Source organism: Clostridium sp. 16K-1-R1 (assembly GCF_023921145.1).
Classification (GTDB): domain Bacteria; phylum Bacillota; class Clostridia; order Clostridiales; family Clostridiaceae; genus Sarcina; species Sarcina perfringens.
In genome coordinates this window covers 285,528-308,902 of sequence record NZ_CP046515.1, presented here as the reverse complement: position 1 = coordinate 308,902, position 23,375 = coordinate 285,528, and the positions used below count along the sequence as shown (strand labels likewise).

The window sequence follows — 23,375 nt, the reverse complement described above, 5'->3', positions numbered from 1 at the left end:
TCCCTCCACTAACCTATTAATTTTGCTTTAACTATGTATCTGTCTTTTCCTCTATTTGTACATGTAACTATGGTCATTGTTTTCTCATCTAAATTTTGATTCAAAACATCAGTATCACTAGGTGATGTGACAAAAATCTCATTAATTTCATACTGAAATATATCAGTTAAAGTTGTGATTTTTATTTCATCTCCTACTTGAAGCTTGTCTATATTTCTAAAGACCTCATTATTTATAGTATTTCTATGTCCTGCAATACTAAAATTTCCATTTTCGCCTGGCATAGCAGTATTTTCAAAGTGACCAATGTTATTTTCTAACACATCTAAGGTACTACCCTCAGCAATAACTGTATGTACACCTATTTTTTCTATATCTATTAAAGCTATTCCATCTCCATTTTTTATTTCTTCTAAAGTCTTTTTCTTCTCTTCTTCTGAATAATTAAACTTTTCCTTAAACTCTTCTAAAGTTTTTTTCTCAACACTACTTTTATAAAGTTTTCCTATAAGAACTGTAGAAACTATAACTAAACCTAAAATAAATAATCCTTTAGCTAGTTTATTTCTCATTTTACTTTTTCCTTTTAAATATTACTAAGGAAACTATTAAAGCAACTATTATAATTCCGCCACCAATATAAATGAACATATTCTTATTATTTGCTAAACCTGTTGCTTCGCTTATAGCATCTTCACTTTTTCCAGTTTCATCAGAAAGATTTTCATTGCTACTTTCCTTGTTTTCCACTTTAGGTGCTTCTAACTTCTCAACAAGAGTTAAAGTATCAAACTTTGGAATCACCTTAAATTGAACATCTCTTTCCATAGGTCCTACATATATTTTCGCCTCTAGCTCTGAATCCTTATTAGGAACCTTAACTTTTAGTTTTATAGTTCCATTCTCTTTATCTTCTTCAACAATCTCAGCATTTCCATCATTACCATCTACTAAGATTCTGAAATTTTCCATATATTCTGTTCCTGAAAAACCTATAGTATATTCTGTTTCATCCCCTAAAATTTTAAGCTGCATAGTGTCATTTAAATAGCTTCTAGACATTGACATCCCTATATCTGAATCATGATAAACATCATTTTTAACATCATATATTCCATTTTCTAAGTTTTCATTTGCTAGTACATCAACACTTCCAAAAACTCCTGTTAAAGAAATAAAAATTGTCAACATAACTAATAAAACAGGTTTTAAAAATCTCATCTAATTTCCCTCCATTTGTTTAAAAATAGTTTGAGAGGAAATCCTCTCAAACTAAACTGCTTTTACTCTTCTCTTTTTCTAATAAACATAGAAGCTCCCATCATTGCCATTCCTAATAATGCAACTGAGTTTCCTCCTATTGGTGAACCAGTCTGTGGTAAGCTTGATACAGTAAAGTCTTTTACAAACTTTTTAGTATCTTTTAAAAGTTCTACATTAAACTCAACATTTCTTCCCATTGGTATTACATATAAACTTACTTTAATATCTGCATCTAAATTAGGAATTTCAAATCTTAATTTAATTGAATCACCATTCTTAGATACAACTTTATAGTTAGCATCTTTACCATTTACAGTTATCTTGTGGTCTTTCATAAACTCTTGACCAGTAAATGTTAATGTTAAATAAGTTTTTCCATCAATTTCTTCTAAGTCAGATATTTTGTTTAAATATTTTCTTGCCATATCAACACCAGTCTGACTTTTATGAACAACTTTGTTTTCTATTGTGTAAAGTTTTCCCTTAGTAACTTTATTTTCTGTAACTGTACTGTTTCCTTCGTTAGCTGAGCTTCCATTATTAGAAGAGCTTGTACCGTTACTTTCTTCTGATTTATTTTCTTCTTCTATGGCAGGTTTGTCCTCTCCACTGACTAATTCTAAAGTTCCCTTATTAAGTATTGTTTTAAAGCTTACATCTCTACCCATTACACTTACAAAGGCTGTAACAACTATATCAGCATCAAGACTTGGTATCTCAAAAGATATTGTTCTATCAGCTTCATTTGGCGTTGCTACCACATCTTTACTATTTACAGTTATTCTAAAATCCTTAAAGAATGAGAACTGCTCTTCATTAAACTTTAGTGTAAGAATTTTTTTATCATCTTTTACCTCTAATTTACTATTCTTAGATAGAGCTTTTCTTGCCATATCATTTCCCACATCTTGATTTCCATCACCAATGTATGAAACATCATTTTTTATGTTATAGATACCATTCTTTAATTGATTTGCATCTACTATTTCTCCTGAACTTCCTTCACTTTCATTTTCTTTATCTTCATTTGCACTTCCATTGCTTCCTGAGTTAGTATTTCCTGAATTATCTTGATTTCCACTATTCTCATTTCCACCTGGAATATTCTCATTATCTTCATTACCAGGCTTATTATTTTCTTCTAAATTATCTTCTAATTTCTTAGCTGTATCATAATTTAAAGTAGTTTTAAAACTAACTTCTTTCCCCATCATACTAACTAGTGTAGATACAACAATATCTGAATTTAAATCAGGTATATTAAACTTTATAGTTCTATTATCTTTATTTACTTCTGCTTCTACTTTTTCTCCATCAACTGTTACATTAAAATTCTTTAAGAAAGCATATAATTCACTATTAAAAGTTAATGTAACTGTATTTTTTCCATTTGATATATCAATTCTTGAATCATCTGATAACACTTTTCTAGCCATGGAATTTCCTGTTTCCATGTTTCCTTGTCCAACATATTGAACTGTATTCTTAAGGGTATAGCTTCCATCCCCTAAAGTTGTTTTTTTATTAACTGTAACATTTACTGTTTTTTCATCAAATTGCCCTGATGAATCTGTAACTTTATAAGTTATTGGATATACTCCAGGAATCTCAGCTTTTCCATCTTTTATAAATGATGTATCTCCACTTATCTCAACTTTTAAATTAGAATCTTCCTTATCAGTTCCAATAACTCCAGATAATAAATCAATAGCATCACCTTGAGTAACACTAATATCCTTAGCATTATTTATAGTAGGTGCTTCATCTAATAAATTAACAGTATTCATATCATTAACTAAGAAAAGCTCAACCTTTCTTCCCATCATTGTTATGAATAATCCTATTTTTACCTTTGTATCAGGTGATGGTACTTCAAATGTTATTGATTTATCATCTTTATTTTCTTCTATCTTTAAAGCTTCTCCTCCAGCGCTAACTTCAATATTGTTCATAAATCCATATAAACTACTATTAAAGTAAACAGTCATTAATGTTTTGCCATCTTCAATCCTAAACTTTGTTTTTTCTCCTACAGCATTTCTTGCCATATTTTCGCCTGTAGAATTTCCTTCTTCAACATATGAAGTTACATTATTAGCTTCATATATTCCATCTCTAAGTCCTTCTGAACGCACAATTGCAGTTCCATTATTTATATTAGTGGCTGCATATACAGTATCCGCTCCTACTCCAACTAACATAGATGTTACAAGTGCATAACCTAAAATTTTATTAATTTTCTTTCTTCCCAAAGTTAATCCCCCTTTTGACTTTCTTTTCCTATTGAAAATGATTATCAATAATGTTAACATACTTATATTATCATAGATTTTTATAATTGTTTTTCTCTATATTAAGATTTTTTTTAATATATTAAGTTTAAAAAGGAGGATTTTGTGTGATTTTTTTAAAATCAGTTCTTATAGATTTTTATAACTGCTGTGAAATTCCAATAAGAGCTGTAGATAATAATATGAATATTCTTTCTGAGGTGGGTTACTCTTCTTTTTATGATTATATATTTAATGACTTGAACTTAAATAGCAAGTTTGAACGCTCATATTTAAAACATGATCATAATGACTCACTAATAATTACCTTTGAAAATAATATATCTTTTTATTCATTGTTTAATTATAAATCAATTGATAAAGACTTAATTTTCATAATAGGTCCCTTATATTTAAAAGAGGATTTAAAAAATTCTAATGATGATTTAGAACTTTATAAAATACCTTTAAAGACTAAAAGTTGTCTTAAGTATTATAATTCTCTATTGAAAATAATCTTAGATGAAAAACTTAAAGATAATTTTTCAATTTCATATTCTCCTTATGTAGGAAGAGCTATAGATTTCATAGAAAAGAATTACGCAGAAGAAATTACTATAAACTCTCTTTGCACAGAATTTAAAATAAATAAGTCCTACTTCTGTAACATATTTAAAAGCGAAACTGGCCAAACATTTATAAACTTTTTAAATAATTATAGAATCGAAAAGAGTAAGGACTTACTTAAGGATCTTGACCTCTCACTTTTGGATATTGCACATAAGGTTGGATTTAGTAATCAAAGTTACTACTGCACAGTATTTAAAAAATTTACTGGTCTAACTCCCTTAAAATACAGAGAGGATAACTATAAAAAAGGTTTGTAAACTCTTTAAAGTTTACAAACCTTTTTATAAAACTATTTACTATAAATTATTTACCTATTAATTCTACAGTTTCCTTAGCTATCATTAATTCCTCATTTGTTGGAACAACATATGCTTTAATTTTTGAATCAGCTTGTGATATTTCTGCAAGTTTTCCTCTAACTTTATTTTTTTCTTTATCTAAAGTTAATCCTAAGAATTCTAGATCTTTTAAACACTCTTCTCTAGTTTCAGGTGAATTTTCACCTACACCAGCAGTAAATACTATTACATCTACACCACCCATATTTACTATAAATGAACCTATTTCAGCTCTTATTCTATAGTGGAATATGTCTAATGCTAATTGTGCACGCTTGTCCCCTGTTGAAGCGGCATCTTCTATATCTCTAAAATCTGAACTAACTCCTGATATTCCTAAAACTCCTGATTTTTTATTTAAGGATTCAGAAACCTCTTCTATAGTATATCCACATTCCTCAACTAAAAAAGGAATTATTGAAGGATCTATATTACCTGATCTAGTTCCCATTGGAATCCCAGCAAGTGGAGTGAATCCCATAGTTGTATCTATACACTCTCCACCTTTTATTGCTGATATACTTGCACCATTTCCTAGGTGGCATGTAATTATTTTTAAATCTTTTATATCTTTTCCCATAGTTTCTGCAACCTTATGAGATACATATTTATGTGAAGTTCCATGGAATCCATATTTTCTAATTTTATGATCTTTATATAAAGCATAATCTATTGCATATATATAAGCTTTTTCTGGTAATGTTCCATGAAAGGCTGTATCAAATACAGCTACCATTTCTTTATTTGGCATAAGACTTTGACATGCTCTTATTCCAATTATATTTGCTGGATTATGTAGTGGAGCTAATTTACTACACTCTTCTAAGTATTTTATAACTTCTTCATTTATGATTATTGAAGAAGAGTATCTTTCTCCCCCATGAACTACTCTATGACCTACTGCTGTAATTTCATCAATAGATTCAATAACTCCAACCTTTGAATCCACTAAAGTGTTTAGAACTATATCTATAGCCTCTTTATGATCTTTTATTTCTTTTTCTAATATATATTTTTCTCTCAATTCATTTTTTTGGACTAATCTAGATTGATCAAGTCCTATTCTCTCAACTATACCCTCTATGATATCCTTTTCATTAGCCATATCAATTAATTTATATTTTAATGATGAACTTCCACAATTAATTATAAGTATTTTCATTTTTATCCCTCTCCTAATCTCAGTTAAATTGATTTAAACCTTTAACCCATGCCAATCTTAAGATAAATTTTATATTCTAATCTAATATATTTCAACCTTAAACATAAAAAGATTTTGTAAATATTTTCGCAAAATTATTTTATTTCAAAGAAAATAATATAATAACTCCAAATTAGGAATTTTATGTAACAAATTACTTCATAATCACTTTATTAATAATAAAAATAACTTCTATTTTTTTATAAATACTTCTATTAATAACCATATAAATAATTTTACAAGATTTATTTTGAAAACCTATTATCTAAAACTAATAATAAATATATAAATCTCTTTTACCAAATTTAAAATCTTTTTAAATATTAAATCAAAAGAGCTTATTTATTAAGCTCTTTTGATTTTAATTTAACTTCTCTCTATTTTAACCTTGCTTCCACCTATTCCTGCCTCTGCCGGTGTTAATATAAGCTTAACTGGAACTCTGTTTTTTATAGATTCAACGTGGCTTATTATACCTACAGATAGTCTTTCGTGATGAAGTCTTTCTAAGGAACTCATAACCACATCTAAAAGATTATCATCTAAAGTTCCAAAGCCCTCATCTAAGAAGAATAATTCTAAAGGGGCTGTTCCTTTTAACTGAATTTGTGATGAAAGTGATAATGCTAAGGCTAAGGAAGCTAGGAAGGTTTCTCCCCCTGAAAGAGTTGAGGCATCTCTCTCTGCACCTCCATTTTTATAATCTCTTATTATAAACTTACCATTTTCATCAACCTCTAATCCATAAACTCCATTAGTTATATCCTTAAGCTTTTTAGAGGCCTCTATGGATATATATTTTAATTGATTTGCTGCAATAAATTCTACAAACTTCTTTCCTTTAAACAATTTTTCTAAATCACTTAAAAGAGCAAGCTTATGTTCTTGTTTAGCTTTAATATGAAGTATATCCCTTTGTTCTTCAAGTTTTTTCTTTATAGACTCACTTTCAGTAACAAGTCTAATTTTTATTTCTTCAACTTCCTTTAATTCTTTTTCAGTATTATTTTTCTCCTGAAGAACCCTTGTCCATTCTTCTTCTGTTAAACTCTTTCCATTTAACTTTTTAATTAATAATTCTATATTTGCCCTAACCTTAATAAAGTTATTATGGTATTCTTCAATTAATATTTTTAATTTTTCCTTTTCATCCTTAGATAAAATCCCCCCTTTAACCTCTAATATTGTCTTAAATCCTTCTTCCTCTAAAGCTAAGTTTACTTTTTTCTCCTCATTTTCTTTTCTAAGATTTAATGAATTTACTCTTTCCTTAGTAACAGCCATCTCTTGATTCATATTATTAAAGGCTTTTTCTAGTTTTTCTTTTTCCTCACTTAGATTTAAATAAGCCTTTTCTATATAATCAATCTCTAATTGTAAATCTTCTAATAAGCCTTTTATATCTATTTTTTCAATAGGTAAAGCTTCATCAATTAAGCCCTTTAAAGCTCCTTTAATCATTCTTTCCTTTTCTCTATAAACTTCTACTTTACCATCTAACAAGGATTTTTGACTTAAGTAATTCTCCTTTAATTCATCTCTTTTTTCTCTTAATTCATCCTTTATCTTATTTGATTCCTCTAACTGAGTTCTTAATATTCTAATCTCTTTCTCTAATAGATTTTTTTCTTTCTCTTTTTTTAATATCAACTCATTTTCTAGTTTAATATCCTCAATCTTTAGTTCATTTTTTATGGAATTAAGCTCAGAAATTTTTAATTTTAACTCCTTATCTAATTCTTTTACCTTTGAAGCTATTTCTTTCTCTCTAACTATTTTTTCACATAAAATAACCTCAGCCTTATTGAAGATATTTTCTAAATTATTTTTCTCTTCCTTTAATTTTTCTAAATTTTTTTCTAGATTTTCTTTTTTAAGATTAAACTCCTCTATTTTATCTTTTAAGGTATTAAACTCTTCTTCTAAGGATTTTAATCTTTCCTCATTAACTTCTCCTACTTCTTCTATGGAAATATTTAATTCCTCAATTTTCTTATTTTCATATTCTAAAGTAGCTTCTATTTTTGAGAACTCTAAAATAAGCTCTTTTAGTTTTTCTTCCTTACTTTCTAATAAAGTTGTTTTTTGATTTGATTCATCTAAATTAATTTTCTCAACCTTATTAAGTTCATGGTGAGTTGATCCACAAACTGGACAACACTCCCCGTCTACTAAATTCTCTCTAAGTTTATGAGCTAATTCTTCAACCTTAACCTTATTTATATACTCCTTAAGCTCTCTTACCTCTTTTTCTAATAATAATTTTTGATTTTCAAAACCTTTAAGTTTTTCTTCAAAGTTATTTTTAGTCTTTAAGGACTCTTCTAAAGAATTTTTTATCTCTTTATATTTATTAAGCTTCTCTCTATACTCTCCAAGTTTTATTTGTTTTTCTAAAATAGAATTACTATCCCCTGGTGTTTCCTTTAAAAGACTTTCTAGTTTGTCCCTTGTCTTACCTAAACTTTCTATCTTAACTTTTAAATCCTTCTCTGACTTTTCTTTATCCTCTGTAAGCTCTTTTATATATCTCTTTAATTCAGCCTCTTCACTCTTTATCTCATTAAATTGTTTATCTAAACTTTCATAAGAATTTAAAATAAATAATCCACTATTAATCTTATTTTTAAATTCTTCATGGACAAAAAGCTCTTCTTTTCTCTCTTCCTTCTCTTTTAATTCTTCATTTAATCTCTTTTCATTTTCTTCTATAGAATTTAATTTAGTATCACATTTACTTCTATCCTCAAAAATCTTCTTGCAAGCTTCCTTTAATTTAACCCCATCAGCCTTTATTTGAAAAAGTATCTCTCTTTCCTTTTGGCTTTCTAATAACTTTTCCTTCTTTAATCTTAAGTCAGGTAATTTTTCTTCCTTCTTTTTAGCAACCTCTTCAAACTTTAGCTTATTTTCTTCTCTTAAATTTATAAGTTCCTCTAATTTCTTATTTAACTCACTAAATTTTAAATCCTCTTTATTTATTTCCTTTAAAATATCTTCAAGATTATTTATAAATACTATTACCTTATCCGCCTTATTTGAAATTTCAACCCTTTCTTTAAAAGATTTTATTTCCTCACTTCTACTTACTAAACTCTCTTCTTCAATTCTTTTGTCATAAAGTTCTTTTTGAGTATTCCAAACTTTTTCCGCTTCCTCAAATTCTTTTTTTATCTTATTTAATAACTCTTCTTTACTTTTAATACTTAAGTTGATTTCCTTAATTTCTTCTTCCTTTGCTTTTAAAGCTTCTTCGCTAATTCCCTCATATCCCTTTAATTGTCCTTCTAAGACATTCATCTTATCTTTTTCTTTTCTTATTTCAAAACTAAGCTTACTAGAAAGATCATCACCATATTTTCTAAGATTAAATAATCTCTCAAGCATATTTCTTCTCTCTTTTCCTTCTAGCTTAAGAAATTCACTAAACTTTCCTTGTGGAAGAACAACAGTCCTCATAAAATCATCTAATTTTAGCCCTATAATCTCCTCACACTTTGAAGTTACAGCCTTTGCCTTTTCCTCTAGTACATTTTCAACTCCGCCTGTTATATCAATTATCTTTGAACTTTTATTTCTTATTCCGCCACTTTTATTATCTCTTTTAAATTCCCTATCAACTCTATACCTTTTTACTTCATTACCTGTTATTTGAAACTCATAACTTACATAGACACCATCACAGTTAGTATTTATATAGTTTGAGCTTTTTCTTGCAATATCACCATATAAAGCAAGGGTTATTCCATCTAGAATTGTAGATTTTCCACTTCCAGTAGGTCCAAAAATACCAAAAAGCCCTCTCTCTGTTAACTTATCAAATTCAACAACTTGCTTATCTATAAAACTATTTAATCCCTTAACCTCTAGCCTAATTGGTTTCATTTTCTTCATCCCCTTCCTCTTTAACTATATTAAGTAAAAGCTCTAATAAATCTTCCTCTGGCTTAACCCCTCTTTCCTTTTCATAAAAGTCAGTGAATAATTCTTCAAAAGATTTTTCTGAAAAACTTCTTTCATCATTCTCCTCTTCATCTAGTGTTATCTTAGGAATAATTTCAATAATATCCCCTTTAAGCTTCTTCATGGCCTTTATTTCATCTTCTCTTATATATCTATCTGTTTTTATTTCTAAATAAACCCAACATTCTCTATCTTTATTTTCTTCACATTTGTAAATGGCTTCATCTATGCTATCACACTTCCAAACTTCTATAGGCTTGTACACATCAAATTTTATTTCATCTATATTTGCTTCCTCATTTGCTTTAACATCTACAATAAAACACTTTTTTTCAAAGCTTATTTCTTTTTTATTATATTGAAGTGGTGAACCTGCATATCTTATCTTTTTATTAGTTCCTGGTAGAATCATAGGCTTGTGTATATGTCCTAAAGCAATATATTGAGCTTCTTCTGGGAAACATTCCTTATCAACAATGAAACTTCCTCCAAGCTCTATATTTCTCTCTGAACCAGTATTTTCTGCTCCCGTTGCAAAAAGATGAGATACCACTAAATTAATTGTATCCTCTTTAAAATTTCCTTTAAGAGAATCAAATAAAAGCTTTATTCTATCACTATAACTTTTTATTCTCTCACAAGTTTCATCCATTGCACCATATAAAACTTCATTTAATCTCTTTTCACTTGGATATGGAACAGTTAATATTACAGACTTTTCTCCATTTATATCTAATTCAATAAATCCTTCTCCTGAATTTAAAACTTTATTTCTTCCATATTCCCCTACTTCAACTATACTCTTAGGAGTTCCAACCATCACTATACCATGTTCTCTTGCTAAGGGACCTGCAGCCACTAATCTTTCTGGATTATCATGGTTCCCTGAAATAACTAAAGTCATCCTCTCTCCATTAGCTGATATCTTTTTTAAGGTATCATAAAACATTTTTTCTGCCCTAGCTGGAGGATTACTAGAATCATATACATCCCCTGCTATAATAACTAAATCTATATTATTATCCTTTACTATGTGAACAAAATCCTCTAAAAATCGTTCTTGCTCATCCATACGACTTAATCCTTCTAAATTTTTTCCTAAATGCCAATCAGCAGTGTGAAGTATCCTCATTCCGCATCTCTCCTAACACCTTTTTAAATTTATAGAAACTTTCCTCTTTACATAAGATTATTTCTAACTTTAATCCTTATAAACATTATACTAAACCCTATTTATATTTAATAAGATTTTGATAAATATTTTATAGCATAAATTGCTATTTTAAATTTATATTTTTTATAAAATTCTAGTATTTTTATTAATAATAATTATTCTCAAATAATTATTAGCTTAACTTTCAAAAAAATATATATTTTATTATCAAATTGTATAAAAAATAATTATTTTATGAACCTAATTCGTAAAATATCTTATTTGATGATGATATTTTTAAGTAGTATATTAAATTTATAAAAGAGATATTAAAACTTTAACATATTAAAATTTTGAATAGATTTACGAGGTGATTTTAATGAACTCATTTATGATGGATATAAAAAACAATAGTAACGATTTACATGCTGTAGCTGAAAAAACAGGATTCTTAAAAAGATTATTAGAAGGAAAAGCTTCTACTGAAAGCTACGCTGAATATCTTTATAATCTTTACGAAGTTTATAACGCAATAGAAGTTAACTTAGAAAAATGCAAAGATAACAAAGTAGTTAAAGACTTTGTACTTCCTGAAATTTATCGTGCTGAAGCTATACTTAAAGATTTAAAATTCTTATTAGGAGAAAACTTAAATACAATGAAACCATTAGCTTCTACAAGAGCTTACGTTGCTAGAATAAATGAAATAGGCGAAACTGCTCCTGAACTTTTAGTAGCACATGCTTATACTAGATATCTTGCAGATTTATTTGGTGGAAGAACAATCTATGGTATGGTAAAAGATTTATATAAAATAGATGAAGAAGGATTAAATTACTACAAATATGAAACTTTAAGTGATGGACCTGAAATGAAAGGTTTCGTTATGAACTATCATAATAAACTTAACAATATTGAATTAAATGAAGAAATGAAAGAAAGATTCATAAATGAAGTTGCTAATTCTTATGTTTATAACATAGCAATTTCAAATGAATTAGACTTTATAAGATTTAATAGATAATTTATACTCCTAAAAATATATTAGAAAAAGGGATTATATCAAAAACTTAAATATAAAACTTATAAACATCTTGAGAATTATTAAATTGAAAATCTATAGTGCTTACTCCCAATGTTATATAATCTATAGAATGGCTTGAATCTCATAATTTCTTAAGATACATTTTAGAAGTTTTGTTAAGAAGTTACTTTGGTATAAGCCCTTTTTTATATGACTTTATCCTTTAATTTCATATTTCTTTTAATATAAATACTATATAAAATTAGAGCTATGGAGTATCCATAGCTCTTTCCCTAGTAATGCCACCCCATAGTTCTGCCCAAAACTATGGTTTTTATAAGGTCTTTTCACCTTATATACTTCCCTAATTTTAAAATTTATAAACATAAATTCATTATTATTTTTAATAGTTAATTTATTTACTAAAGAAATTTAATTTTTAGCATAGTATATGTTACTAAAGCATACCTTATTATCTATGGACATACCTTCTTTTTAGTTGATATTTGTCGAAAGAAAATTTATAATATATTTTGCTTTAGTAATAAGTAATAATTTATAGGAGGTTTATTGATGAAGTTTGATCTTAGTAAGATGTACGAGAAGCTTTTATCTTGGATTACAACTAATGGCTTTAAATTAGTAATTGGTTTAATTCTACTTTATATTGGATGGAAAATTATCAATAAAGTAATTAAGATTTTAGCTAATATAATGAAAAGTAGAAATGTAGATCCTACATTAACATCATTTGCAGAAGCTTTTTCAGAGGTGTCTCTAAAAGTTCTTCTAGTTATAACCCTAATGAGTTATGTTGGATTTGATATAGCTGGACTAGCAGCTCTTATAGCTTCAGCAGGTTTAGCAGTTGGACTTGCCTTACAAGGAAGTTTATCTAATTTTGCTGGTGGAGTAATAATTCTTTTATTAAGACCTTTTAGAGTTAATGATTTTATAGAAGCCTCAGGATATTCTGGAACTGTTGAAAGAATAACTGTGTTCTATACTCATCTAGTAACGCCAGATAACAAGGAAATACTTATTCCAAATGGTACACTAGCTAATGGAAGTCTTATAAACTATTCATCAAAGGATACTAGAAGAGTTGATTTAGTATTTAGCGTTGGATATGATGACGACATAATCAAAGTTAAAAATGTTCTTTGGGATATTATAAATAAAAATGAGTTAATTTTAAAAACACCTGAAGCATTTGTAGGTATAAGCCAACATGCTGCAAGCTCTATAGATTTTACTGTTAGAGTTTGGACTAAACAAGAAGATTATTGGAAGGTTCATTTTAGCTTATTAGAGGAAGTTAAATTAAGATTTGATGAGGAAAACATAACTATTCCATATCCTCAAATGGATGTAACCTTAACTAAATAAAATATAATAAAACAATAAAAAGCCTAAATTAAATGAACAAATAAACACATTTAATTTAGGCTTTTATCAATCCTACCACACTAAATCTTAAATAATTATCTTAATTTTATAATAACGTTTTCAAGTGCTTTTGTCAATATCTTTTTCAAAATATTGACAAAAATTATTTTAAATATTTTTAATATAAATATTCATCTTCTATATAATTAGTTAAATTATAATTGCTTAAAATATTATTATTACTATCTAAAACATCTTTATTATTCATATAAAACTCTAAATTTTCTTTGCTAATTATATTAAAGTTTAAATCAGCAAAGTACCATATCTCTTTGTCATCTTCACCGAAATAACTACTTACAGGCATTTCAACAAATTTATAATATATATTTTTATTTATATAATATGGTTTTTCAACATCAAATATTAAGCAAGTATCTTCAAAAAATCTTTTTGAGGTTCTTATAGGTTTTAAAATATATCCCTTTTTATTGCTAAAATCCTTATTTTTATCTAAAGGAAGCTTTTTAGATTTTCTAAACTGAATATAGTATTCCTTACCTGCTGACTCAATACTACGAACATCTGGTGAAAATTCATTATTTTCTAAATAAATATTTAGAAGCTCTACTTTCTTTTGATCTACACTTAAATCCTCTAAATTCTTTATTGGTTTATCCCTAAAGCTATCCTTATTTGAATCTATGCTATTTTCTATTTCTAATATATCTTCTTGAACATTTTTATCTTTTAAATCAAGGTTTTCTTCTTTTATTATATTAAGCATAATTTCTGCATTTACTAAATCTCCATGATTAATATAAGTTTTTGCCTGAAACACCTTAGCTTCTAATCCCTTAACTCTCTTATGCTTAAATTCCTCTATTCCAAAAACTGATATTCCAGCAACCAAAACACCTATTATTCCTACAGCTAGGAATCTTTTCATCTTTATCCCTCACTTATCTACTTTGTATCTTTCTATATTTTTTATTACTTCTTAATCTCTAATTCTCTTCAAACCTCAAAATTTTATTATAATATCCTAATTGTTCACTTTCAATAGTTCTGTTTATTACAACAAATTGTATATAAAAATAATACAATAACACTTTTCAAAATTAAAATAAAATTATTAAAACACTTATTTAATCCTTAAGATTTTTTCATAATATCTCTAATTATCTATTTGTTATATATCTCTACAAAATTTATTATATTAGAAAAAAAGTTATATTTATATAACTAAATTTGTGTTATAATTAAGTAAAATTTATAGATAATGCTAATTAAACTAAGAACTTTCAAAAATTGTTCTTTTTCACCTTTATGAGAATTGTAACAAAATTTATTTGTCCAAATAATAATATAGTATGTAGAAGTTAGCATAATTTATAAATTTAAAGCTGGTATAAAAATACCAGCTTTTTTATTTAGCAAAATCAAAGTTATCTTCTTTAAACTTTTCCATAAGTTTATTGCTGTTACTTATTAGTCTATTTAACTTTTCATTTTCAACTGAATTTTCTTTTAAATCAACTCTTATGTCTTCTAATCCACTCTCTTTATCTGCTAATATTTTTTCTAATTCTCTTATGGTTAAAAGCTCATTTTCAAAAACTCCAGACTCCTTGGCCTCTTCAATAAGCTTTTCTTCTAAAACTTTTATATTTTTACTTATTTCTAATTTATTTAGTTTATACTTCCATGTATCTAATGAGAAGAAGTTTTTAATAATACCCCTATCCTTAAGACTATGCTCTTCTGACACCTCTATGAGATTTTTTTGGTTAATAGCCCTTATATACTCTTCATAAGAATTAAAGGATTTAATCTCCTCAGACTGAAGAGCCTTCTCTTTAAACATATCCCATTGAGATTTTATAGCATTTTCAGTATTATCTTTTTCAGCTACGAATTTTCTCTCATTTGTTAATAATAACTCCCTTGCCTCTTGCACTTCCTTAAGATTTTTTTCTAAGTTATTTTTTTCTGAAAGTATTTTATCATATTTCTCTTTTTCTTCTAACCAAGCTTGAACTAACTGATTATAGTATATTTTTTCTCTTCTTTCTTTTCTTAATATTTTATTTGATATGCTTATTTCCATTACAAAAATAGGCACTAAATTCTCTCTTGAAATTTTAAACTCCTTTAAAAGAATTACTAATAATAAAGGACCTATATAAGCTCTTAACATATCATGTCTAGTTCTAAATTCATAAAAATCAAAATCTTTTTGAAAGGCTACATAAATTGAAAAAACTGATCTTATAACAAATTCAGAGCTCTCACTTATTCCACAGTCTAAGGCAGCTTTTAAAAACTCCACTTGATTTAATCTTATATTTTCCTTAATTGCTCCCTCAGATATATCTGTAAAATTCATCTTATTTAATATGATTTTTCTCTCATCTAAAGGTATTGTTCTTAAAACTTCATAAATTATATCAGAAACCTTGTCTTTATTATCCTCTTCATGATTTATTTCAGCTGACAAACTATTCATTATTACTATTAAATAGTAATTTATTATAGCCTCTAATTTATCTACCTTCCCATTAAATCCATTACGGCTTTCAATTATAAAATAAGCCTTTTCAACTATACTATCTAAAGATTTATCAAAGGTTTCCTTATCTGCAACTGAGGCCACTGGAGTATTAGTAAGCTTTAATAAAATATAGTATAGCTTTAATTTTAAAATCCCGTCAGAATATTTTTTTAAGTCCTCTACCTCTTTTTCAATAAACTTTAAAAATTCTTTCCTTTGAGATTTCAAAAATATACTTTTAGATTTATTTAAGAAAATACTACCTAAACTTAAACTCTTCAAAAAGGCATAGACAACCCTAAGTTCATATCCTTGTAAGGATAAAAACCCCTTATAAAAGTCTGGATATTTATTATTACTTTCTTCAGCAGATTGATCCTTCTCTATATAAGTAGTAAGTTTAACTTGAAGTTCTTTAAAACTATTTAAAACTTCCTGAAGCTCTAACTCTTTCTTCTCTAGTTTTTCTGTAAGCTCCTTCTTTTCTTCCTTAACATTTCTTAAAAGTTCCTCAAGCTCTTCTTGCTTTTTTTCATCATCACTATTAGTTTTTATTTGTTTTTCTAGACTTATAATAAATTTTTCCTTATTTTCAAGGACCTTTTTATCTATTGCTAAGTCACATTCACTCTCTTTTATGCTTTCTGGAGTAATGAAACTATAATCTGCCTCTAAGCTCATCTCTTTAGTTACATTTTTTAAGTACCATATTAAAATTTCATGCACTTTCTTTAATGCTAATAATGTACTATTTTCTTCTAAATTGCTATCTATTTCTTTATTAGCACTTTTCTCCCCTTTAATTCTTATATATTCCCCATACTCAATTATCCAACTTGGAACATATTCTTTTAAATTATTTAAGGTATTCTTAAAATTAGCTTCTTTATCTCTATTTATTTCATATTTTTCTTCAAGCTTAATTAATAGGTCTTCCACAACCATTCTTAAAGCGATATATGTTAAAGCTGCATGGGTCTCCCATGCCTTTTCAGCATTTTTCAATAAATCATAATAGCTTTCAATACTTGTTTTTAATATAAAATCAAAATTTGTACTTTTTTTACTCTCCATACTTTCCCCTCTAAGCATATATATTGTTTAATGCTTGTTATCTTTAAATAAATCAAAAATACCTTTTAATAATACTTGAGCTTTTTTGTCTTCAAGCTTTTTAAATTTATTATTAATGTATTTTTTATTAGCCTCAACTTTAAGATTAACAAAATCTATATCTTTTTTAATCTCTTCAGTAACAGTTTTATGTTTTATTATGTAAATATATTCTTCATAGCATAAATTTAAGTTAGAAAATGATTTTTTAATTATGAGTATTAGAGCTACTATTAACACTACTCCTAATACTGAAATCACTCTAGCCATATTATTATAATGCTGATTATAATTGCTAATTAAACTTACGATAAAATCACTAGACATTATACTGTTTAAATTTTCTATAGCTATTAATATTGCAAATATTATAAAATAAATTATTCCTAAATACTTAACTCTTGTATATACTAACCTTTCAAAGTTACTTTTCTCCTCAATATTAATATTTATGTTATCTATAGATGACATAATTTCTCTTATTCCTGACAATATAAAAATCATAGCTATTATGCACATAACATATACATCTAATGATTTAGAAAGTCCATATGCACTTCCAAAAAATTTATAACTTATTACTCCTAGTGTGGTATATCCTATTATAATTTTAAAGTCACCCAGTATAAATTTCTCTTTTATAATTTTTATCTTTGTTATAACAAATATGACAACTATGGCTATTATAAACTTAACTATAACTTCTCTATATAAAAATATCTCATTAAATATAATTTCAAATAAATTTTTATTATTTATTTTAGAATTCATTCTCCCTAAGGTATCTATTAAAATAAATAACATTGGAATTAACATTATTAATAGGGATACTTCCTTATAATTATTAAAGTTCTTTCTTTCCATTGCCATGGTAACACCTCCATTCACAGTTATTTTATAAATATTTTGTGAATTCCTTATTATATTATATACCTTTAATTTTTAGGTTAAAACATTTAAAATATAAAAAAGTTATGAAATAATTACATATCTCATAACTTTTAAAATATTAATATACAATACTATAATTATTTAAAGTTCCAATTAATATACCATCTAAATAAATATCTCCATTCTTCTTTATAAATCCTCTTCTTCCTTCTATATATATAGCTCCACTTGGTTTTAAAATTCCTGCATACCTACCATCTAAATATACACAACCATTAGTGTCTACTAAGCCTCTTCTATTGTTTAAATAAAACTCCTTAATACACGCTTTTTCTCTCCTTAACATATATAACCTCCATTATATACTTCTTGTTGTAAGATTATATTATTCTTTAAGATTAAATATTACAAAAAAGGCTTAGAAAAACTTTTCTAAGCCTTAATAACTATTTATTATCTATAATTATATCCTTTGGTTCTATATCCTTAATATCTTTAATCTTTCTATAGAAAGTAAGATCTCCATTAAATAAAAATTTGCTGACAATACTTTTATTTATTAATACCATCATAAGAAGTGGTAAACATACTCCAATTATAGTAAACATTATATACCCATAATTAAATACATCCATAAATAAAGTTGCAACTTGTTTATGTAAATACATTATTACAAGAGAGTTAGCTCCAATTATAGTAAATAATTTCTTATACTTAAACTTACTAATCTGATAGCTTAAGGAAAGTATAAAAATTGTTATGGTAACTGGCATTAATATATCAAAAATAGGATCCTTATAGTAAGAGTATTTTATATTTAAGTAATAGTATATTCCAATACTACTATTTAGTATAAACATAGCTACTACCCCTATACTTGATAAAATTAATGTAGAAGTTTCTTTAAACACCCTTTGTATATTTAATTTAGTTATATAGTATCCTAATGCATAGTATGGCAATGTTATTAAAACAGTATCTAAATTCCAAAATACAAATTGATTTTCAGTTATATCAGTTACACTTGATGGTATAAAACTCATAGAATATATGTGAGCTAATATATAACTTAATATACACACAAAAGCTAACTTCTTAGATGTTAATCTCTTATTTAATTGATCAAATACTACCTTTGTAACAAACATTACAGGTATAAACCAAAATACTCCCCATGTGGCCTTTCCACCATATGCATATTTGATAATTTCATGTATTAAATCACCTAAGGAAAAATTCCCATGATAATACATAATATAATTAAAACTAATATCTATTAATGAAAATATAGCATAAGGAACAAAAAACTTTATTGCTTGCTCCTTTATGTTCATTCCTCTTTTATATAACATTCCACTTATTATAAAAAAGGCTGGCATGTGAAACCAATAAAGATAATAAGCATTTTCAAAAGGCGAATGACATAATACAACACTTATTATAAGAAGTCCCTTTGCAATGTCTAAATAATCTAATCTTTTCCTTTGTTTTAAAACAGTATTCATATTACTTCTCCTAATTTAATCATTAATATAATGTAGCTATTACCCTATATTTATATTTCCCATAATTTATATAAATATGAAGATATCTTAAAAAATTATAATTTTAAAATACTCCATTAATCTTTTATCATATCTAATATAATACTTTTATATTTTAAATATGATTTAAACTCAATATGAATTTATAATTAAATATATAAATTTTATAATTAAAAACAACTTAATATTACACTATTTTTAATTATATTGTATTTTTAATATTATATTTTTAACTTTTTTGTGAATATATGCATATATCTGTGTTAAAATCTAATATATGCTATAAAATATAATTTTAATAACTCTTATATTAAGGAGATTTAAAACATGGATAACCCAATATTTTTTCATATTTTTAATGATGATAAAAATAAATTAGAAACTCAAAGAATAATAAAACTATCCATTTTTATAGTTTTCTCTATATTTTTTATATTACTAATAGATTTATCCTATAAAGTGCTTATTAGAAAAAATATAGAGTTTATTCCTGGTAATTCTATGCCAAGTTTCTCATTAAGTTTATCATTAATATTAGGAACAATGGCATACATAAGTTCATTAATATACTATTCAAGCACCAAAAAAGATGATTTTTTTATAATCTCTTTAATATATATGAATTTATCTGTAGAACTTTTAATTACTAAAGGACATAACCTAATAATATTCGATAAGTTTATTTTTATACACGCAATATTTAGGATAATTTTGCTTTTTTATGTTGCCTTTAATAAGAAAGGAATATCCCCTCTTATTACTAAACATAAAATAATTACATCAATAGTAGTTTTTTTATTTTCAGTTATAACACCTATGATTAACTATAGAATTTTTTCTAACAATTTATTTGCTAAAGATATTTATTTTTATGCTACTTTAATGACTATGATTATTATCCTATACATAATCGCTTGCATATTCTTATCAAAGAAATCTTTAGATGATTGTGAGTTAATATATTCATTTATAATTGCTAGTATTCTTTTAATAGCCCTTAGAGGATTATATTGGATTTGTGAAGTACTTCTTTCCAATATAACACTTTTAAAAACCAATAATGTTGTTCTTCTACTTACCATACTATCATTTTTATTGGCTATAAGTGGAGTTTTTAATGAAATTACGGCTAAAAACAAAAGAAGCTCTTTACTACAAAATGAACTTCAAGTTTTTTATCACTTAGTTGAATTTAATACTAGTAGTTCTATAATTTTATATGATAATAAAAAGAAGGTTATATATACAAACAAGACAATAAGAGAACGCTACTGCAAATCAACTAAATTAAAAGATCAACTTAAAGAAGTAGAAAAATTATTTGTAGATTCGATTTTTATAGATGACTCTGAAAAAAATGCTACTAAAGCACTTTTTAATAAGGGCAACTGGGAAGGTAAGCTTATTTTAAAAAATGGCAAAATAGTAAGTGCCTACATACAGATATTAAATGTTGAAAATAAAAATTATTTTGCTGTGAATTTAAAAGATATAACCGAAGAATATACCCTAACAAAAAATATTAAAAGAAATGAACAATTATTAAGTTGTATAAATAATAACGTACAGGATTTAATAATAAGTGTTGATAATAATGGTTTAATTACATATGTTAATGATTCTGTATTAAAAACATTAAATTATACCTATGAAGAAATTATAGGTATGCCTATAATAAACCTTTTAGGTAAAAATGATGAGATATTAAATCAATTAAAACTAGAAGATGAGGAAGATAGTATTAAATGTAAACTTGTTGGTAAACATTCCTTTGTATATGTAGAATCTATAATTAGAACTTTAAATGATAATAATGAAATTCCTTATGGAAAAGTTATAGTTGCAAAAAACTTAACCTCTAAAAAACGTCTTGAAAATTTAGCTATAAAATTTAAAGAAGCTAAGGCTTATGAACAAATAAGAAATGAATTTTTCGCCAATATATCACATGAGCTTAGAACACCACTTAATATTATCTATTCTACAATACAGTTATTAAATTCTAAGCATGAAACTGACCCTATGGACTTTAATAATTTCTATGATAAATATAAGCAAGGTCTTAAGATAAATTGTTATAGAATGCTTAGACTTATAAATAACCTTATTGATGTTAGTAAAATTGAAGTTGGATTTTTAAAAGCTGATTTTACTAATAGAGATATAGTATTCCTTGTAGAAAATATAGTATCTTTGGTTATTCCTCATTCTGAAAATAAGGATATTAATATAATCTTTGATACTAATGTTGAAGAAAACATAATAAAATGTGATCCTGTAAAAATTGAAAGATTAATTCTTAACTTACTTTCAAACGCAATAAAATTCACCCAAAATCATGGTGAAATATTTGTAGATTTAAACATCTCAAAGGATTGGGTTAAAATAAGCATAAAAGATAATGGAATTGGTATTCCTAAAGAAATGCAAGCATCAATTTTTGATAGATTTGTACAAGCTGATAAATCCTTAAAAAGAAGAAATGAAGGTAGTGGAATAGGTCTTAGCATTGTAAAGTCTATTGCAGAACTGCATGATGGTAAAATTGAACTTATAAGTGATGGAATAAAAGGTTCAGAATTTATAGTATGGCTACCAAATGTAAAATTAAATTATACAGAAGAAAGCAATAATTTAGTTGATTATATAACAGATGATAAAAATATAGAGTTAGAGCTTTCTGATATTTATGAAGTACATTAAGAAAATACTTATGAAAATACCTTTTTGAAACAACTTATTTTCTTATAAATTTAAAAGCTTTATTATATTAAATTACACCCCGCTAAGTAAACACAGTATAAAATACTGTTTAAAATCTACTTAACGGGGTAATTTTTTTATGCAGTACAATTTTCTTTTATCTTGATTGCACTAACCTCATCCCTAGTTAAAGTTTTTAAATTATTATAATTGATTAAATAAAAATAATTGTATAACTTTCTAAGCTTATTTAAATAATCGTAACTTCTTTCTGGTATATCAAAACTTACTTTTGTCTCATCTCTTTCATCTGCATATTCAATTTTAAAATCATCTACTTGAGGAAATTTTAAAAGCCCCTCAAATGTTATTTGTCCTCTTACAAACTGATGTCCAGAACAAGAATATAAAGTTTTTATATTAGGCTGAGTATTTAAAAAAATTATTAAATCCTTTAACTCAACATCTATAGCTAACCTACTATTAAATCCGCACTTTTCTGTCTCTTCCTCACTTAAAAGAACTGATCCCCTTCTCAATTCTCTCATATAATAATTGTATGCTTGTATTAAATCAAACTCATCTTCAGAAACCTCTGAAACCCTCCCCCTAATAAATTCAGGTAAGTCTCCTTGTTCTCTTTCTAATTTCAACTCAGTTACTATCTTAAGTGCTTTTAAAACCTCTTCATTGGAATAATCCTTTAATAAATTCTCCATTTTAAATCCCCCTAAATTTTAAGAATAGTTACCCTACTTTTAATAACAACTTAGCATATTCCTCATATTATGCATATTTTCAACTTAATTAATAAAACTATAACCTTATAAAAACTGACATATTCTATATATCAAAATATTTTTACTATTTTATTATTTGCAACTATATTCATACTAATATTAATGAATATTTTAGTGCTAATTCTAATGGTACCTAATAAATCTTTTATTTTTCACATATGAATCAAACTTAATTAATATAAAGCTTGTAATTTTAATTATCAACTCTACTTTACTATTTCTTCACTTATATATTATTATATTTTCGACTTCATTTTGTAAATATTTACCATATAATTAGTATATATGTTTTCTTACAAAAAATAAAATCGTATTTTAGCCCATTTATTCAAATTAGATAAAATTAAATCTCATTTTCTTTCATTTTGGATTTAATTGTAAATATTTTACATATTAAACAAAAAGAAAAGTTATATCAAAAATATACACCTTTGATATAACTTCTCTTAATTATTTATCTTAAAATTTATTCTTTGACTTATAATCTTATATTCTAACTTATTAAACTTTCTCTAATCTCTCTTATTTCAACCCTATTA

The 23,375-nt window shown here is 26.0% G+C and carries 16 protein-coding genes; 4 read left to right on the top strand and 12 right to left on the bottom strand.

Features of this window, described 5'->3' with window-relative positions:
* Window positions 1–8: 8 nt before the first annotated feature.
* The 3 genes from GOM42_RS01340 to GOM42_RS01330 all read right to left on the bottom strand — a co-directional run bounded on the left by GOM42_RS01340 (window position 9) and on the right by GOM42_RS01330 (window position 3,515).
* The gene (locus GOM42_RS01340; RefSeq protein ID WP_003458327.1) at window positions 9–572 is read right to left on the bottom strand and encodes a class D sortase; all 564 of its coding nucleotides are present in this window, start codon (window positions 570–572) and stop codon (window positions 9–11) included.
* A gap of 1 nt (window position 573) precedes the next feature.
* Window positions 574–1,221, bottom strand: coding sequence for an NEAT domain-containing protein (locus tag GOM42_RS01335; protein WP_003458334.1), 648 nt, complete (start codon window positions 1,219–1,221; stop codon window positions 574–576).
* A 62-nt stretch (window positions 1,222–1,283) separates the two neighbouring features.
* Window positions 1,284–3,515 carry an NEAT domain-containing protein gene (locus tag GOM42_RS01330; RefSeq protein ID WP_110035197.1) on the bottom strand — a complete coding sequence of 744 codons (2,232 nt, stop codon included), beginning with the start codon at window positions 3,513–3,515 and terminating at the stop codon, window positions 1,284–1,286.
* A gap of 146 nt (window positions 3,516–3,661) precedes the next feature.
* Between GOM42_RS01330 and GOM42_RS01325 the strand changes: the two genes are divergently transcribed.
* Complete coding sequence (locus GOM42_RS01325; protein WP_003458348.1) at window positions 3,662–4,420, top strand: AraC family transcriptional regulator; 759 nt, start codon at window positions 3,662–3,664, stop codon at window positions 4,418–4,420.
* 46 nt (window positions 4,421–4,466) lie between these two features.
* Here the strand turns inward: GOM42_RS01325 and GOM42_RS01320 are convergent, their stop codons facing one another.
* The 3 genes from GOM42_RS01320 to GOM42_RS01310 form a co-directional block, all read right to left on the bottom strand.
* The gene (locus GOM42_RS01320; RefSeq protein WP_003458278.1) at window positions 4,467–5,663 is read right to left on the bottom strand and encodes an acetate kinase; all 1,197 of its coding nucleotides are present in this window, start codon (window positions 5,661–5,663) and stop codon (window positions 4,467–4,469) included.
* Between the two features lie 405 nt (window positions 5,664–6,068).
* Window positions 6,069–9,587 (bottom strand): AAA family ATPase, encoded by a 3,519-nt coding sequence (locus GOM42_RS01315; protein ID WP_110035199.1) that lies wholly within the window; start codon window positions 9,585–9,587, stop codon window positions 6,069–6,071.
* The gene (locus tag GOM42_RS01310) at window positions 9,574–10,797 is read right to left on the bottom strand and encodes an exonuclease SbcCD subunit D (protein WP_003458260.1); all 1,224 of its coding nucleotides are present in this window, start codon (window positions 10,795–10,797) and stop codon (window positions 9,574–9,576) included. The genes GOM42_RS01315 and GOM42_RS01310 overlap by 14 nt, the downstream gene beginning before the upstream one ends.
* 400 nt (window positions 10,798–11,197) lie before the next feature.
* Here GOM42_RS01310 and GOM42_RS01305 point away from each other — a divergent pair, with 400 nt between their 5' ends.
* Together GOM42_RS01305 and GOM42_RS01300 are read left to right on the top strand one after the other, a co-directional pair.
* A complete protein-coding gene (locus tag GOM42_RS01305; RefSeq protein WP_003458341.1) occupies window positions 11,198–11,842 on the top strand; it encodes a biliverdin-producing heme oxygenase in 645 nt (214 codons plus the stop codon).
* 573 nt (window positions 11,843–12,415) lie between these two features.
* Window positions 12,416–13,231 (top strand): mechanosensitive ion channel domain-containing protein, encoded by an 816-nt coding sequence (locus GOM42_RS01300; RefSeq protein ID WP_003458319.1) that lies wholly within the window; start codon window positions 12,416–12,418, stop codon window positions 13,229–13,231.
* 178 nt (window positions 13,232–13,409) lie between these two features.
* On the opposite strand, the gene GOM42_RS01295 is transcribed toward GOM42_RS01300, so the two are convergent.
* The 5 genes from GOM42_RS01295 to GOM42_RS01275 form a co-directional block, all read right to left on the bottom strand.
* Entirely contained in the window at window positions 13,410–14,180 is a 771-nt protein-coding gene (locus GOM42_RS01295; RefSeq protein WP_003458282.1) for a hypothetical protein, read from the bottom strand.
* Window positions 14,181–14,660: 480 nt separating this feature from the next.
* Complete coding sequence (locus tag GOM42_RS01290; RefSeq protein ID WP_041702516.1) at window positions 14,661–16,859, bottom strand: hypothetical protein; 2,199 nt, start codon at window positions 16,857–16,859, stop codon at window positions 14,661–14,663.
* A 27-nt stretch (window positions 16,860–16,886) separates the two neighbouring features.
* On the bottom strand, window positions 16,887–17,768 hold the full coding sequence (locus tag GOM42_RS01285) for a hypothetical protein (RefSeq protein ID WP_011590099.1): 882 nt from the start codon (window positions 17,766–17,768) through the stop codon (window positions 16,887–16,889).
* Window positions 17,769–17,907: 139 nt separating this feature from the next.
* Entirely contained in the window at window positions 17,908–18,135 is a 228-nt protein-coding gene (locus GOM42_RS01280; RefSeq protein WP_003458280.1) for a hypothetical protein, read from the bottom strand.
* Window positions 18,136–18,235: 100 nt separating this feature from the next.
* On the bottom strand, window positions 18,236–19,294 hold the full coding sequence (locus tag GOM42_RS01275) for an acyltransferase family protein (protein WP_003474645.1): 1,059 nt from the start codon (window positions 19,292–19,294) through the stop codon (window positions 18,236–18,238).
* Window positions 19,295–19,660: 366 nt separating this feature from the next.
* Here GOM42_RS01275 and GOM42_RS01270 point away from each other — a divergent pair, with 366 nt between their 5' ends.
* Window positions 19,661–22,036, top strand: coding sequence for a PAS domain-containing sensor histidine kinase (locus tag GOM42_RS01270; RefSeq protein ID WP_110077550.1), 2,376 nt, complete (start codon window positions 19,661–19,663; stop codon window positions 22,034–22,036).
* 137 nt (window positions 22,037–22,173) lie between these two features.
* On the opposite strand, the gene GOM42_RS01265 is transcribed toward GOM42_RS01270, so the two are convergent.
* Complete coding sequence (locus GOM42_RS01265) at window positions 22,174–22,755, bottom strand: hypothetical protein (protein ID WP_003458357.1); 582 nt, start codon at window positions 22,753–22,755, stop codon at window positions 22,174–22,176.
* Window positions 22,756–23,375: the final 620 nt, after the last annotated feature.

Bases quoted from the DNA above. Each gene is read 5' to 3' on its own strand.
- GOM42_RS01335 (WP_003458334.1), bottom strand. From the start codon at position 1,221: ATGAGATTTTTAAAACCTGTTTTATTAGTTATGTTGACAATTTTTATT.
- GOM42_RS01340 (WP_003458327.1), bottom strand. From the start codon at position 572: ATGAGAAATAAACTAGCTAAAGGATTATTTATTTTAGGTTTAGTTATA.
- GOM42_RS01285 (WP_011590099.1), bottom strand. From the start codon at position 17,768: ATGGCAATGGAAAGAAAGAACTTTAATAATTATAAGGAAGTATCCCTA.
- GOM42_RS01315 (WP_110035199.1), bottom strand. From the start codon at position 9,587: ATGAAACCAATTAGGCTAGAGGTTAAGGGATTAAATAGTTTTATAGAT.
- GOM42_RS01310 (WP_003458260.1), bottom strand. From the start codon at position 10,797: ATGAGGATACTTCACACTGCTGATTGGCATTTAGGAAAAAATTTAGAA.
- GOM42_RS01290 (WP_041702516.1), bottom strand. From the start codon at position 16,859: ATGGAGAGTAAAAAAAGTACAAATTTTGATTTTATATTAAAAACAAGT.
- GOM42_RS01270 (WP_110077550.1), top strand. From the start codon at position 19,661: ATGGATAACCCAATATTTTTTCATATTTTTAATGATGATAAAAATAAA.
- GOM42_RS01320 (WP_003458278.1), bottom strand. From the start codon at position 5,663: ATGAAAATACTTATAATTAATTGTGGAAGTTCATCATTAAAATATAAA.
- GOM42_RS01295 (WP_003458282.1), bottom strand. From the start codon at position 14,180: ATGAAAAGATTCCTAGCTGTAGGAATAATAGGTGTTTTGGTTGCTGGA.
- GOM42_RS01280 (WP_003458280.1), bottom strand. From the start codon at position 18,135: ATGTTAAGGAGAGAAAAAGCGTGTATTAAGGAGTTTTATTTAAACAAT.
- GOM42_RS01275 (WP_003474645.1), bottom strand. From the start codon at position 19,294: ATGAATACTGTTTTAAAACAAAGGAAAAGATTAGATTATTTAGACATT.
- GOM42_RS01300 (WP_003458319.1), top strand. From the start codon at position 12,416: ATGAAGTTTGATCTTAGTAAGATGTACGAGAAGCTTTTATCTTGGATT.
- GOM42_RS01265 (WP_003458357.1), bottom strand. From the start codon at position 22,755: ATGGAGAATTTATTAAAGGATTATTCCAATGAAGAGGTTTTAAAAGCA.
- GOM42_RS01305 (WP_003458341.1), top strand. From the start codon at position 11,198: ATGAACTCATTTATGATGGATATAAAAAACAATAGTAACGATTTACAT.